This window comes from Microcoleus sp. PH2017_12_PCY_D_A (assembly GCF_020738565.1).
GTDB lineage: Bacteria > Cyanobacteriota > Cyanobacteriia > Cyanobacteriales > Microcoleaceae > Microcoleus.
This window is the reverse complement of record NZ_JAEQCI010000063.1, coordinates 22,908-38,498: the sequence shown is the minus strand read 5'-3', so window position 1 is coordinate 38,498 and position 15,591 is coordinate 22,908. Positions and strand designations below refer to the sequence as shown.

The following is a 15,591-nucleotide window of genomic DNA, read 5'->3' as shown; positions in this document are numbered from 1 at the left end:
CAATAATATTAGTTTGTAGTGCGGACTTCAGTCCGCAGTCTAAGAGCGGACTGAAGTCCGCACTACGAACCGCTTCAGTTCGCAGTCTAGGAGCGGACTGAAGTCCGCACTACGAACCGCTTCAGTCCGCAGTCTAAGAGCGGACTGAAGTCCGCACTACGAACCGCTTCAGTTCGCAGTCTAAGAGCGGACTGAAGTCCGCACTACGAACCGCTTTTGTTATGGTAATCGATCGGACATGATATCATGGGTCATTGGTCATTGATAGTAACTGACTACTGTCAACAGCCAACAGCCAACTGTCAACGGACTAAAGCTGTTTCGTCATAATTTCCTTCAGCAAATCCAGTCCCTTCTTCACTCGCCGAGAAACCGTCACCGCGCTGATACCCAAGCGTTCGGCCGTTTCCTTCTGCGTCAAATCGTACAGAAAAACAAACTCCAATATCTCCCGAGTCCGTTGTTCCAACATCGCCAAAGCTTGCTGTACGCGAATTTGATCTTCTTGGGCCAACTGAAAACTCCGATACTTGCTATCGGGCACCAATTCTCCCAGACAAGTCGCCCCCTCATCTTCATCCTGCACCGGCGCATCTAAACTTAAAGGCGATCGGTTGAGATGGGCTAACTTAATTTCTTGCCATTCTGCCACAGAAACCTCAAGCACTGCTGCTACTTCAGCATCCGTAGGTTTGCGGTTGAACTGTACCTGCAAATCCTTGATCGCTGCGACTGATTTGCGTTCCAGGGCCAGCCAGTGGCGCGGAACTCGCACAGAAGGGCTTTTGTCCCGCAAGTAGTGCTGAATTTCGCCGCGAATGTAGGGAATTGCAAAGGAACTAAAAGCGTGTCCCTTCGAGATATCAAATCGCTCGATCGCCCTAATCAACCCAATACACCCAACTTGCTGCAAATCATCGTAGCTTTCACCGCACTGATTGATCCAGTGGTAAACTTCTTTTCGCACCAGTCCAATATTCAGTTGAACTAACTGATTGCGGACTTCATTCGAGCCAGAATGTTGGTACTCGCGCAACAATTGCAAATTTTCGCTTTTTAGCTCGTTGGGGATTGTGGTAGACATGGTTGCATAAAGGTTGGTAGAGCAGGGGACTGATGTTGCTTTAGACCTAGTTTTTAATCTAGTCTAAAAAAATTAATCTTGCTGTGGTGTAATCCTAGCACTTATATATCTGTGACAGCAGACACACCAGTCAAAATTTGGGACTGTGCATGGATTTGAGGGAATTAGTCAATTTTAAATTTTAGATTTTAAATTTACTCCACCGATTAATTTAGGAGCTTCTATTTGGGTCTAAAATTTGGCGATCGACCCTAAGCGATCGTCAGGGCTTCCGTTTTTGGTCGGGGTCATCCCAGAAGTGTTCAGCAAAATCCGTATTTTTACTGATGTTTATTTTTCACACCATATTGTAGTCGGAAATTTGTTTAAAGGCAATACTTCAATTAATCAAAAATCCTAATTTAATAACTGGCAACTCAATAACACTTTAAGCATAGATTTAGTCATTAGTCAACAGTCTTCAGTTATCTTTCTAAAGACTGTTGACTAATGAAAGGCGAGCAGTAGCTTTAGGACAAAAAACTGCTCAAGTTCGTTGGCGAAGCCCTCGCAGAGGATCGATCCAGAAAGACAATTTTACGAAACTGAAGGCTCAATCCGAGCGTAAAACAAACCGCGAATTTTCACGTCGAGAGCAGGTCTAGCTCCCAAATCAGTATCAGAAGGCTGCGTGCTCTCAAAAATCCCGCCAATTTCGCCAGTGGCGCTGTTGACTTTAGCAATTTGGAGAGAAATTTTGCCCGCCTTGGTGCGGGTGTCAGCCAGCTTAACATTAGATCGATTCAGCTTGGAATTGTCAGTAGCCGGCAAGGCGACAGCATTGTCGTAGCCCGTCGATACACCGCGACCTTTAGGGTCTAAAAAGCCTGCGCTGCGGTAAGAAGGAACGTTGAAAATCCCTTGGAAATCGGTAGAAGTATTGATAGCAACGACTCCCGGATCGGAAGTAGCCACCAACTCTTTAATGGTGAACAAGAAGGGTACTTGCTCTCCACCCGGTAACTGCACTGTAATTGCTTGAAAGTCCAAGCCATCCTCTTCTGTAAAAGTCAGAGTGCCGTCATTACCAACCTTGAGCGTACCTTGAACTTGGTCAATGCTCGACGTGAACCGCGTCAACAATTTACCAGGAACAAATTCTGCCTCTTGGCGTTTGTTTGCTGCTTCTTCCTTCACAAAGTAAGTTGTGGGCTGCAAACACATACCAGCCAGTTTATAGGTGCCACCCGCTTCAATGGGGATCGATCCCCGAGAAGTTTCTGCCAAGCTAGGGCAGTTATTGGCCAATCCTGTACCTCTAATCTCGTCGTAGGTGAGCAACTCGGTAGTCGCCGCCGTCGTATCAGTAGGAGCAGAAGAACAAGCAACCAGCGCACTCATGCAAAATGCTAAAAGTGCAACAATTAAAGCACGATATTTCATTCCCAACCTCAATATCCAACATCGGATTATATTAAGAAAAAGCCCTAGTTCGAGCAAAATATAATTGCCCGCCGGCAGGCTAGGCCAGCGCCATAGCAGCATTTAGATCCCGATCGCTCGCTTCACCCACACTGGCTTTTCCTCAAAAAATCGAGCTAGTGCAGTGAAAATAAGCAAGAACTGATGATTTCTCAATCATGTTCGGATCGCAGCCCAATACACATGGTACGACGGGTTGTGCTCTTTTCCTGACTTGGACTGCAAATAAATCTTGCGATCGTCAACCCACTTAAGTTACGTTGCTTATTGGCCCCGAATGGCGATCGCCACTAGCTCGATTAGTCGGCTCACCAAAAGGCTGGAGACAAACGCCTTGTAGATTTCAAAGGAAGCAGCAGTATGGACAACGGCAAAAATTTAGAGTCAGAAAAGTTGCAGTCTCAACTGCAATCGCTGACAGAGGCGATTCGGACTTTAGCCGAAAGTTGTCAGGGAGACAGCGTGCTGCTTTTGACCCTGCTGCGGGCCCTGGAAGCTTCGCACCAGGAAATTCGGGACGGTTTGTTCCAAGCATCTTTTCCCGACAACCGCCAAGCAGTTTACAAACTTCTCAGGAATATTGAAGCCAATGGCGGCTGGCCTTACATCCAGCGTATGAAACTTCGATCGCTCTTGGGGTACGCCCAACAATTATCTCCCCTAGAAGACGATCCGGCCGAGTCGTTCTCAGACTCGGCCGGAACTGAGCAAGACCTTAAATAGTGATGAGTGATGAGTTTTAAGTTGGTGAGGTTGACATTAACTCAAAACTCATCACAGAAGGACGCTGTTGCACCTAGAACCCGAAAGGTGTAGGAGGTACGGGTATCGGACTCGGCAGCATCCCAGGAAATACCGGCGTCGGACCGGGCATTGGCAAAAGTCCCGAACTAGGCGTCGGGGCGATCGAACTAATTGATACCATTGAATCAGGTACCGTAACAGTCGGCGCAGTCGGAATCCTCGAAACCGTCGGAGTTGGAGTCGTAGTCGTCGGAGTTGGAGTCGTAGTCGTCGCGGAGTTGGAGTCGTAGTCGTCGGAGTTGGAGTCGTAGTCGTCGGAGTTGGAGTCGTAGTCGTCGGAGTTGGAGTCGTAGTCGTCGGAGTTGGAGTCGTTTCCGTTCCCGTAGTAGTCGTAGTAGTCGTAGTCGTCGTAGTCGTCGTAGTCGTCGTAGGTCTGGGGGAAAACGTCCCAGTCACACTGATAAAATCAGTGGCATCGATCAGCGCCGACGGAGTGTTGACCAAAATTGCTAACAGCTTGCCGTCGATCGTAATTACCGTATCTCTGAGATTGGCGCCATTACCTTGGCGAACTTGCAATTGACTGAAAGATAAACTGCTTGGCAGTCCAAAGAAATCCTCAGCCTCATTGTAATCAGTAATTAAAACCAAACTTCCCGGGCCAGCTCCCAATCCAAAAATATCACTGCCGCTACCGCCAGTTAGAGTATCGGAACCTTCACCTCCAACCAGAGAATCATTACCCTCAGCCCCAAATAAATTGTCATTACCGAAACTACCCAAAATTGTATCGTCGCCCAAACCTCCGGCCAAAGAATCATCGCCAAAACCGCCGTCGAGAACATCATTACCTTTGCCACCAAATAGGAAATCATTACCTTCATCTCCCATGAGGCAGTCGTCACCTTGATCGCCGCGAATGGTATCCAAACCGCTGCCACCAGAAAGTGTATCGTCAGCCTTGCCGCCGAATAGTTGGTCGTTGCCGGATTCTCCCAAGAGCGAATCTCTGCCAGCATTGCCATACAAAGTATCGTCACCGTCACTGCCGGCCAAATAGTCGTTGCCATCAAGGCCAAACAGTTGATCTCGCCCGCTACCGCCGTTGAGAGAATCGTTCCCAAAATCCCCGTAGAGATAGTCGTCATCACTATTTCCGAACACCGAATCGTCGCCGTCACTCCCTCTGAGGGTGTCGTTGCCAGTACCGCCGGCAATCACATCATTGCCTCCGTTGCCGCGAAGCAAGTCGTCCCCTGCATCTCCCAACAAGCTGTCTAACCCATCGTTGCCGTCAAGGGTATCGTTGCCCAAACCGCCGCGAATCGAGTCGTCCCCATTGCCACCGGAAAGAAAATCTCGGCCTTGGTTGCCAATGAGTTCGTCATTTCCTTCACCCCCAAGCAGCGAATCTCCTCCGTCGCCTCCGAGAAGCTGATCGTTGCCTGCGTCGCCTTCTACGGTGTCATCTCCATTCGCACCCAGCAGTGTGTCATCGCCATCTAAGCCGCGAATTCGATCGCTCTGCGGAGTACCTAGAATAAAGTCGTTGCTGTCCATGCCGATCAGGTTTGCCATAGGGAATACACCGCTCCTCAATAAAATAAATTGTTTTAAAGTATGTCAATCGCCTGCGTGACAAGGGATTGCTGCTTGCCTACGTTAGCATAGTTGAGATTTTGTCAATTTGCTGAAGGGGCGCGGGAAATTTTGCCAGTGTCTGGAGTGGCGATCGGCAAATACGTTTGTAGTGAGGACTTTAGTCCTTTGATGGATGCGGACTAAAGTCCTCACTACAGGTTCGTAGTGAGGACTTTAGTCCTTCTATGGATGCGGACTAAAGTCCTCACTACGAACCTATTTTTATTACAGGTAATTGACGGGATATTACAAATAACGAATGACGGATGCTTTTTACTTTTGTTCGCTAATCGGCAGCACGATCGCAAATTCAGTCCCAACTCCTAGAGTAGAATTCACCTCAATTGTACCGCCGTGTTTTTCTACAACTATTTGACGGGCGATCGCCAATCCCAACCCCGTCCCTTTACCCACTCCCTTAGTGGTAAACAGGTGGTCGAAGATGCGATTTTTTACCTCGGACGACATTCCCTTGCCGTTATCGGCGATCGTAATTTTGACGCTCTTATCTTCTAAAGAGGTAGTAATGACAATTCGATTGGGAGCCAGTTGAATATCGGCATAACTGCGTCCGAAATTTGATTCATCCAGAGCCTCGATCGCATTTGCCAAAATATTCATAAATACCTGGTTTAACTGTCCGGCATAGCATTCTACCATAGGAATTTTACCGTATTTTTTAACAACTGCTATTTCCGGGCGATTTTCCGACGCTTTGAGGCGATGTTTTAAAATTAAAATAGTGCTATCAATACCTTCAGGAAGGTTGAAAGGAATGGGGAGCTCGCTATCGGCACGAGAAAATGTCCGCAAGCTCGTGCTAATGTCTTTAATCCGGTGCGCTCCTTCTCGCATTGAATCAATTAACTTCGGTAAATCTTCGCGGATGTATTCAAGATCGATCGCTGCTATTTCTTCTTGAATTGCCTCGCTGAAACTACCAGATTCTTGCTTGACTAAATCGAGCAAGCCAAACAAATCTTTGATGTAGTCTAAAGCGTGTTGAATGTTGCCGCTAATAAAGCCAACCGGATTGTTAATTTCGTGGGCAACCCCAGCCACCAAGTTACCCAAAGCTGACATTTTTTCGCTTTGTACCAATTGTAATTGAGCAGAGTGAAGTCGATCGTATTGTTGTTTCAATTCTTGATTAGCTTGCTCTAATGCCTGATTCATCGACTGGAGTTGGCGATTCTGTTCCGCTAGTTGTTGAGCTTGTAGAGAATTTTCCTGTTTCAATAGTTTTTGTAAGCGACTGAGTTCTAAATGAGTAGAAATCCGAGCTAAAACTTCCTCTGCTTGAAATGGTTTCGTGATGTAGTCCACTCCACCTACACTAAAAGCTTTCACCTTATCCATCATTTCATCCAAAGCACTGATGAAAATCACCGGAATATCGGCAGTTGATTCGTTAGCTTTGAGATGTTGACAAACTTCATAGCCATTCATTTGGGGCATTTGAATATCTAACAAAATCAAACTAGGAGATGACTTTTCAATAACTGCTAAAGCTAACTTGCCGCTGGGAAATGCTCGCGTCAGGTAGCCCTTTTCCTTGAGAAGATTGACAAGCAGATGTAAATTGGCGGGTGTATCATCAATAATAAAAATTTGACCTTGACTCTCGTTCATATTTTACTCCTGTTCGGATATAGCAGCCGCAATTAAGTTCAAAATCTTCTCATATTCAAAGTTATGCAAACTCTTCCCGAGTTCCTCAGCTAAAAACCGATCGCGATTAGCTATTTGTTGCACCAACTCAGCCATCAACTCCTCATCTGAAAACATCACTGCCTCTTGTAGTTGAGCTAATATATCCCTGGGAATTTCTGCCAGCGTCTCTACATTTAAAATTACTTTGGGAGTTTTTATTTTCTCATTTTCATGACTTAAATCTTCATAAACATATTTCACTCCTATCTGCTTATTCATGGCAATAAATATTTCTTGCTCTCGAAACGGTTTTCTCAAGAAATCATCGCAACCCGCCGCTAGTACCACGGCTCTCTCTTCTTCTAATACGCTAGCAGTTAAAGCAATAATTGCCGTTGCTTGACCTTTAGTGTAAGATTTAATTGTTTTAGTCGCCGTGTAACCATCGATCACAGGCATCCGCATATCCATCCAAATTAAATGTGGCTCCCACTCCTGCCAAATAGCCACTGCTTCTTGTCCGTTACAGGCTTCCTGAAGTTCAAATCCCAAGGGAGATAGCAGTTTAATTAATAACTGACGGTTTGTCGGTTTGTCGTCCACAATCAGAATCCGATATCGCGGTTGATTTGGCTCTAGAGCTATGATGCGCCGAGTCGGTTGCTGGGCGACAATATCGCTGGCTTCTACCTCAGTAAGTTGAATATCAAACAGGAAATTCGTGCCTTGTTCTACTACACTTTTTACTGTAATATCTCCCCCCATGAGACGCACGAATTGGCTGCTGATAGGCAAGCCCAAACCCGTACCTTCTTGAGCTTGTTTTCCGGTTTCTGTTTGCGTGAAAGCTTCAAACAAATTCCCAATTTCTTCAGGCCCAATCCCGGCTCCTGAATCTTCGATTTCAAAATGTATGGTGTGGGTTTTGTCGGCAGTTTCTTTAACGGTTACTCTGACGAAAATACCTCCTTCTTGAGTAAATTTGATGGCGTTGTTAATGATGTTAATCAGCACTTGACGCAATTTCACGTCATCGGTACGGACGTAGCGAGGTAGATGGGGTGCTGATTCCATGAGTAACTGCAAACCTTTCTCTTCTGCCTTCATTTCAAACATATCGTGTATGTCCTCAAGTAGCCGATGCAAGTCGAAGTTTTTTTGGTTGAGAGTGGTTTTGCCTGCTTCGATTTTAGACAGATCGAGGACGTTGTTAATTAGGGTGAGCAGGTGTTCGCCACTGCGAGAGATGATGCCGACACTTTCTTGATGTTCGGGAGGCAGAGTTTGAGAGCGAGTCATGATTTGAGAAAAGCCTAGAATGGCGTTGAGGGGAGAGCGCAATTCGTGGCTCATGTTGGCAATAAATGTGCTTTTTGCCTGATTAGCTACGTCGGCTTTTTCTTTAGCTATTACTAATTCTGCTGTTCTTTCTTCTACTCGGTGTTCGAGTTCATTGAAAGAGGTTTTGAGTTGTCCTGCCATCTGATTGAATGAGATAGCTAATTCTCCTAATTCATCAGCGCGATCTAAATCTACAGCCTGACTTAAATCTCCTCGGGCAATAGCTTTAGATGCTTGATTGAGGCGGCGAATTGGTTGTGTCACCCATCGAGCAGTGACAAAACAGACCCCAGTTGCTACTATTAATGCTGCCATGCACAACAGTATAGTTGTCTGAGTATTGGAGTTAATTTGCTCCATGAAATCTGCTTCTGGAACTACTACAATTACTAACCAATCAAGTCCAAAATCATCTTGGAAGGGCATAACTTGAATAAATTGTAGCTGACCAGAGATGGTGAATTCTAGTTGTTGTTCCTGTTTTATATTACTCAAATTGTCAAATTTTTTGGTTAAACTTTGAGCAGTTGCGCTAATTAACTTATCCTTACTGTCTAATGCTTTAAGGCGTTGGGGCTTTGCATCCTTTTGATTTTCTAATGTAAATAGCTGCTGTTTGGTTGAACTTGCTACTAAAAATCCAGATTTTTCGATAATAAAAACCTGCCCTGACCGACCGATTTTGAGATTATTTAGAAATTGACTAATAGCTTTTAACGAAAAAGTAGTACCAATAAAATATTGAATTTTTCTGCTATCATTATAAACAGGCGATATAGCAGTTATCTGCGGTTGGAGGCTAATAAATTCAGGATAAATTTCACTCCAAGCCTGCTTTCTTTTCCGTTCGTCATTAATGAACCAAGGTCGGATATAAGGATTAAATTTTGTGGTACTTTTTTCTAGATTTTCCGTGCGATTTCCCCGAGCATCTATTTTGGAAAAATAAGGGTAAAAGCCTGTATTACTGTTACTCATATAAAATTGCAGTGAATTATCTTTAGCCCTCCGCTCAATTCCAAATAAATCTCCTTGCGCCGAACACAAAGAAATCCAGCTTACATAATCAAAAAACTGCATTTGTTGCCAAAGTAATCGATCGGCTTTTGGATTCTGTTTCTTCAAATCGAAACTCAATTCCCTGCGAGCAATCGCATCTGCATTCAGCCTGTTAATCAGAAAAGGTTTCTCTAGATAATTGTCCAGATACATTTTGACTCGATCGCTAACTTCGCTTCGCAGTTGAGCCGCTACATCATTAACAGCTTTCTGCCCGTTACGCAAGGACAGATAGCTAACCAATCCTACAGCAGCAAATATTTGCAGTACAAAAGGCACAATTAAGACTGTTCGCAGGGAAACTTGCCTGGAAGTTTGAGAAAAAATGTAATTTAACTTTTTGAGTGTCACGATCGCTTACAAGTTGCTAGGATTACTAATTTGATTTTTTTCAAGGATACTCTAAAATTTGGTATTTCGTTCTTGATAGCCAGCAGTTTTCAAAGCACCAGAAAACACAGACAAGTTAGTAGCGTTGTCATCCACGATCGAGATAAACGGTTGGGTTTGGCATGGCATGGGTTTCGGCTTCTATTAAGCGAGGTAGTTTTGGATAAATGTTCGCAGTTGTGGCTCTTCATTACCTTTTATGCTAATTTATTAATTAAACATCATAAATTGCCTGTAAAATCAACGATTCTAGTGGATGGTCGCGAAAGTCAGCACCTCAAATGATAGCCATAACGAATAGACTTATTGACCAGAAAGGGTTTCAGCCAACTTCACGGACACTTTTAGCATAACAAGTAATGAAGAGCCGCAGTTGTTTGAGTTCGCAAGCTTCAGCAAGGCGGATAACTTCTCGGCTAAAAGCCGTCGCATTTGCATCCTGAAGTTCCCCGGCGACTTCGATATCTTCGATCGCCTCGCCCGAACAATTTATATAGATCCCAACTCGATCGATATTTTAACTTGCGGTTGCTGGTATTGTAAACGATCGGGAATTACGCAGACGCGATGGAAAACTGGGTTTTTGACTTGACATTTCAGGACGCATTTCGATCCGCGATCTGCAGTAGATTGCTGGTTTCTGAAGTACATTCAATAGCCTGTAGGGACACGGCATTGCCGTGTCCCTACCTCTGGTATGTCCCGAACATACCTGAAAAATGCTGTAATTTACTTGATGTTTAACATTCTAGGCATCAACTTGTCAAAAATATTATCCCGCATAAATGGGAAGGGTAATGATAAATTCTGTACTTTGTCCTGGAGTAGAATTAACTGTGATATTACCGCCATGTTTTTCGACAATAATTTGACGGGCGATCGCCAATCCCAAGCCGGTACCTTTCCCCACAGCTTTTGTGGTAAATAAATGATCGAAAATCCGCTGTTTTACTGTTTCCGTCATCCCCGCACCGTTATCGGCGATCGCAATCAGGATGTGCCGATCGCTCTCCAAAGCGCTCCGCACCGCGATACAGTTAGGATTCGCTTCAATTTGGGCAAAACTCCGTCCTTGACTTGACTCATCTAAGGCATCGATCGCATTGCTGAGCAGATTCATAAATACCTGATTGAGTTGACCGGGAAAACATTCGATTTGAGGCAGATTGCCGTAGTCAGTGACGACTTCGATCGCGGGACGGTGTTCGTTAGCTTTCAGCCGGTGTTTGAGAATTAAGATCGTACTGTCAATCCCTTCATGGATATTAAAAGGAACTTTGTAATCTTTATCGGCTCTGGAGAAAATGCGGAGGCTGGTGCTGATGCCGCGAATGCGATCGCACCCCACTTTCATCGACGACAGCATCTTGGGCAAATCTTCTAAGGCATACTCCAAATCAATATCCTCAGCATCTTGTTCGATTTCTTCGCCGGGATTTGGCAGTTTTTCTTGATATAATTTCAAGTGGTTAATCACATCTGCGATCGTGTTCGTTGCTTCGTCAATATTGCCGCTAATAAAGCCGACGGGATTGTTGATTTCGTGGGCGACACCCGCGATGAGATTGCCCAAGGCGGACATTTTTTCGCTCTGTACGAGCTGTAACTGTGCTTGCTGCAAGTCAACGAGCGATCGTTCTAAATCTCGTGCGTAAGCTTGAGATTGTTGGTACAAGCGGGCATTTTCGAGGGAGATTGCGGCTTGGGCGCATAACAATTGGATGACTTGAGTGCGATCGCCAGTAAATGCACCAATTGTCAAATTATTTTCTAGATACAGCAACCCGATTAATTTACCCTGATGCAAAATCGGCGCGCACAGCAGACTTTTGGGCTTTTGCTCCATCAAATACGGCTCTGCCATAAAGTCATTTTGTGCTGCTGCATTATCCAAAACCACAGTTGTCAAAGTGCGCTTGACGTAGTTAACCGCAGCAGCAGGAACCTCTTCGCTGGCTGAAAGCGGTACAGACATTGAGATGACATTTTCCTTGAGAGATGCTACAGCTTCGACTGCGAGATTCCCATCCTTAACCAACAGCAGAACAGCTTTTGTGGCCCCGGCATTTTCGAGCAACACAGACATCAATGCCGCCTGCAATTTTTCTAATTCTATTTCACTCGATACAGCTTGGGAGGCTTTGAAAATAGTGTCGAAATCGAGGGCTTCGGAAATACTGCTGCTGCTAGATTGAGTTGTTTGGATGGTTTGATCTAAAATAGACGATTTATTGATGGTTTTTCGGCTGGTTTCGCTGAGGGCTGAACGGTTTTGTTTTGCCTGCAATATGGGAGCAAGAAGTTGGGGATAGCGTTTTTCTAAGTCATCAATTTTGGCTTTTGCACCCCAGCGAGCATAGCAATAATAAGCTTCTTGCATATAGCCAGCAGCAATTTTTATTTTTCCCCAAGCAAGCAAGAATTTAGCAGCTAGTTCATTAGCCAGAGCTTCTTCTTGGATAAAACCATTTTCCTTAGCTCCAGAAATAGCCCGATCGTAATATTCGATCGCCTCAACCTTATTGCCCAACACGCGCGATCTTTCTGCCTCCACCAAATCATATTTATGTTGAAAGTTCATTGGTGCGTGGTAAGCGCGATGGTGCAGTTTAGTCTGGTTTTCAGCAACGCGATCGAGGACTGCCGTTTTGTCTGTCACCTCTAAAAAATCAGCCAATGCAGTCAGAGAATCATAGAAGTAAAAAATGGGTACGCCAATCAGACCTGCCCCGGCTGCTAGGGTTTGGCGTGCTTGGGCCGCATCTTGTTTTGCCTCAACCATTTCATTGAGTAAGTAGGAAGCTGTGAGCCGATAAACCCAATAAAAATGTAACCCACTTAAATCATTAGAAACAGTTAAGGTATTATGCAACTCCTTTTGAGCAGTCAGTGCAGCCTCATTCCGAGTCGCTTGTAATCGCTGGATAGTTTGCAAAATAGCCAAACTATAGTTTGAGATTCCAATAACTTTTAGTTTCAAGAGTGTGGCGATATAAATTTCTATTTCTGTCAACAGCGTCGTTAATTCTTTGCCAACCGCATAGGAAGATTGACAAATATGGGCAGCACCGTAGCCCGTATATTCAAAATCACCCACTTCTAGTCCTATTTTGAAGGCTTCTGTCAATAGAGGCAAACTATTTTGGAGGTGGGATTTACAATGAATAGTAAAAGCTCCGACAATCACATTCACTTTTGTCTGAACAGGTGGCAATTTAAACTTTTCCGCCAGTTTTAATCCTAGTTGTCCAAATTCATAGGCTGGGTCTAAGTCTTCTAAAATACTGCTTAATAAAACAGCATAAGTAGTGTAAGTGAAAGCAGAGAGGGCTGTATTGCCTAGTTGAATCGATAGTTTGACTTGAGCCAAAACAACAAAGGGAAACAGCAAGGGGGCAGAAACGTAAGACGTTGCGATAATACTCGATAGTAACTGCATACTTGCCAAAGCTTCTGCGTCTGTCATTACGGGCAAATCAAGTAAATCATCGGCAGTTCTGCCATTGAGTAATTCAGCCACTTCTTGCATCGCTGGGACGATATCGGCGGGTGCTGGTTGTTTGGGTAGATGAATATTGAATTGCTCTAGGGCATTCTGTGCGATCGCAATCGCCTCTAAAAACTGACTCTGAGTGCTATGGGCTTGAATCTGGATTTCATAGGTTTTAACCAGGTCGAGTGTCTCCAGTTTTTGAGCTAAGATTGCGCTCACCCACTGCTCCATTTGAGCAAAATCACCGAAGAGATACGCCGCTGCTGCTGCACCTTCATGCAATGCCAGCATCAGGCTAGTTTGGTTCTGCCAGCCGCCCAGATCGTCTAGAAGTGCTAAACCTGTACTGCAATAAGTCAGTGCTGGTTCATAGGCATTCGCCGCTTTGGCTCTGTTTCCAGCCATTAAATTGAGTTGGGCGAGATTGGTTTTTTCCAGTGGATCGACTAGAAGGGCGATCGCGCGATTCCAGTGGTTGACAATCTCAAAAATATTGGATTCTAGTTCTGCATCTGGGGTGTTTTGCCGCAGCAAGCGAGCCATTGCTAAATGAGTTGACTGTTGTTGGTCTTCGGGAATTAGAGAATAAGCAGCTTGTTGGACGCGATCGTGCAAAAAGCAATAAGTGGGATTGGCTGCTGTTTCAAAAGCTGCTTCACCCTCAGCTTGAGTGAAGAATTTATAGATTTTGGTAGTAGGAATTACTAACTCTTCTTGCAATGCTTTCCACAAATATGTTGCTGTCATTCCTGCTGATTTCTCACTCACAATCATCAAGGTATGCAAATCAAACTTCGCCCCAATACAAGCTGCTAGTTTGAGCATATCCTGAGTCTCAGTCGGCAACTTCTGTAATTGCAGCGCCATAAACTCCACTACATCATCAGTAAGTGCCCAAGCTCTAACCTTAGCAATATCACACTGCCAATGTCGAATATCCCAATTAAAACTAATTAACTCATCATCGTGTAAGGCTTTCAAAAATTGGGTAGCAAAAAAAGGATTTCCTTTGGTTTTTTGGTACACCAATTTTGTCAATGGTTGAGCTAGGGATAATTCACAATTTAGGGTATCAGCCACCAATTGATTTGTATCTTCCAGACTCAAAGGTTGCAGAGTAATTGTCTGCACTACTGCTCCAGTTTTGATAATTTCATCTACTGTCAATATAAATGGGTGGACTGGGGAAACTTCATTGTCTCGATAAGCCCCCAAAACCAATAAATATTTGGTGTCCTGCATCAACAGTTTTAGCAAGTTCTGAGAGGCAGAATCAGACCACTGCAAATCATCAATAAACATCACCAAAGGATGTTCTTGGCTAGTAAATACTTTAATAAAGTTCTGGATCAACAAATTGAAGCGATTTTGAGCAGAAGTTCCTGATAGTTCTGTAGCTGGGGGTTGCTTGCCAATAATCAGTTCCAGTTCAGGAATCACATCCACTAAAACTTGTCCATTGTCGCCCACTACTTCCAGAATCTTGGTCTTCCAGATGTTTAATTGACTATCTGATTCTGAGAGCAATTGTCCCATTAAATCTCGAAAAGCTTGGACAAATGCTGAAAACGGAATATTGCGGTTAAATTGGTCGAATTTGCCTTTGATGAAATAACCCCGCTGCCGCACAATTGGTTTGTGGACTTCGTTAACTACAACTGTTTTCCCAATCCCTGAAAAACCAGCTACTAGCATCATTTCGACCCCCCTGTGTTCCTCCTTGGTAAGGGGGCTTGCAACGCGCTCAAAGGCTTCGAGTAGGGTTTTTACTTCGGTTTCTCTCCCGTAGAGCTTCTCTGGGATAATGAAGCGATCGCACAAATCCCTCTGGGCTATTTCAAAATCATATATTGTACCACTTTCTTGTAATTGACGCAAACAAAATTCTAAATCAAATTTCAGCCCCAAAGCACTCTGATAGCGATCTTCGGCATTTTTAGCCATCAATTTGTTGACAATCTCGGAAAGTACCTGCGGGATTTGCGGATTGATGTCATGCAGCGATGGCGGTTGCTTGGCAATATGACAGTGTACCAATTCCATCGCATCGTTGGATTGAAACGGCAACTCTCCCGCTAGCAATTCGTAAAAAGTCACGCCTAGCGAGTAAAAGTCTGTGCGGTAGTCAATGCCGCGATTCATCCTTCCCGTTTGTTCGGGTGACAAATAGCCGAGTGTCCCTTCCAACACGTTAGGATTCATCAGGATTTGAGTTTCTCTCGGCAGCAAAGATGCGATGCTAAAGTCAATTAGTTTGACTTGTTTTGTTTGGGGATTAATTAAAATATTGGCGGGTTTAATGTCTTTGTGAATGATGCGGTGGCGGCAGAGTATATCTAATGTACTGCTGATGTCGATCGCCATTTGCAACAATTCACTCAAATTCGGCGCAGTTTCCCCTTGTTGCGTCCACTCTTTCAGAGAGATTCCCCCGAAGTCTTCCATTACCAGCGCATAGCTGTTTTGATAAGTTTCTAAGCTGTATGTTTCGATAATTCCGGGTAAATTGAGGTTTTTGGCGATCGTGTACTGATTGCGAAATTGCACGAGTTCAGTGAAGCTGGGATACTCGCTCCGCAAGACTTTGATGGCGACGGGCTGTTTGTCCGAGAGGCTGCGGGCGCGATAAACTAGGGTGCGAGTGCCTAAGTAAATGCGATCGAGTGTTTGATAACCTGTCAATGTAAAATTTTGAGTTTTCATATTTTTATTATTCGCCTCATCC

General features: G+C 44.5%; 8 protein-coding genes. 2 read left to right on the top strand and 6 right to left on the bottom strand.

The genetic code is table 11. The annotated features are described in order from the left end of the window. Positions 1–310: 310 nt before the first annotated feature. The gene (locus tag JGK39_RS19020; protein WP_293179764.1) at positions 311–1,084 is read right to left on the bottom strand and encodes an RNA polymerase sigma factor SigF; all 774 of its coding nucleotides are present in this window, start codon (positions 1,082–1,084) and stop codon (positions 311–313) included. Positions 1,085–1,660: 576 nt separating this feature from the next. Beyond that, positions 1,661–2,506, bottom strand: coding sequence for a photosystem II manganese-stabilizing polypeptide (locus tag JGK39_RS19015; protein WP_293255304.1), 846 nt, complete (start codon positions 2,504–2,506; stop codon positions 1,661–1,663). 399 nt (positions 2,507–2,905) lie between these two features. Here JGK39_RS19015 and JGK39_RS19010 point away from each other — a divergent pair, with 399 nt between their 5' ends. Next, the gene (locus JGK39_RS19010) at positions 2,906–3,268 is read left to right on the top strand and encodes a hypothetical protein (RefSeq protein ID WP_293255301.1); all 363 of its coding nucleotides are present in this window, start codon (positions 2,906–2,908) and stop codon (positions 3,266–3,268) included. A gap of 51 nt (positions 3,269–3,319) precedes the next feature. On the opposite strand, the gene JGK39_RS19005 is transcribed toward JGK39_RS19010, so the two are convergent. From JGK39_RS19005 to JGK39_RS18995, 3 genes are all read right to left on the bottom strand, one after another. Then, positions 3,320–4,867: a calcium-binding protein gene (locus tag JGK39_RS19005; RefSeq protein ID WP_293322338.1), complete on the bottom strand. Its 1,548-nt coding sequence runs from the start codon at positions 4,865–4,867 to the stop codon at positions 3,320–3,322. A 336-nt stretch (positions 4,868–5,203) separates the two neighbouring features. After that, on the bottom strand, positions 5,204–6,562 hold the full coding sequence (locus tag JGK39_RS19000) for a response regulator (RefSeq protein ID WP_293255296.1): 1,359 nt from the start codon (positions 6,560–6,562) through the stop codon (positions 5,204–5,206). Positions 6,563–6,565: 3 nt separating this feature from the next. After that, complete coding sequence (locus JGK39_RS18995; RefSeq protein ID WP_293255293.1) at positions 6,566–9,334, bottom strand: hybrid sensor histidine kinase/response regulator; 2,769 nt, start codon at positions 9,332–9,334, stop codon at positions 6,566–6,568. Positions 9,335–9,746: 412 nt separating this feature from the next. Here JGK39_RS18995 and JGK39_RS18990 point away from each other — a divergent pair, with 412 nt between their 5' ends. After that, positions 9,747–9,965 (top strand): hypothetical protein, encoded by a 219-nt coding sequence (locus JGK39_RS18990; RefSeq protein WP_293179744.1) that lies wholly within the window; start codon positions 9,747–9,749, stop codon positions 9,963–9,965. Between the two features lie 180 nt (positions 9,966–10,145). On the opposite strand, the gene JGK39_RS18985 is transcribed toward JGK39_RS18990, so the two are convergent. Next, complete coding sequence (locus tag JGK39_RS18985) at positions 10,146–15,569, bottom strand: ATP-binding sensor histidine kinase (RefSeq protein WP_293255289.1); 5,424 nt, start codon at positions 15,567–15,569, stop codon at positions 10,146–10,148. Positions 15,570–15,591: the final 22 nt, after the last annotated feature.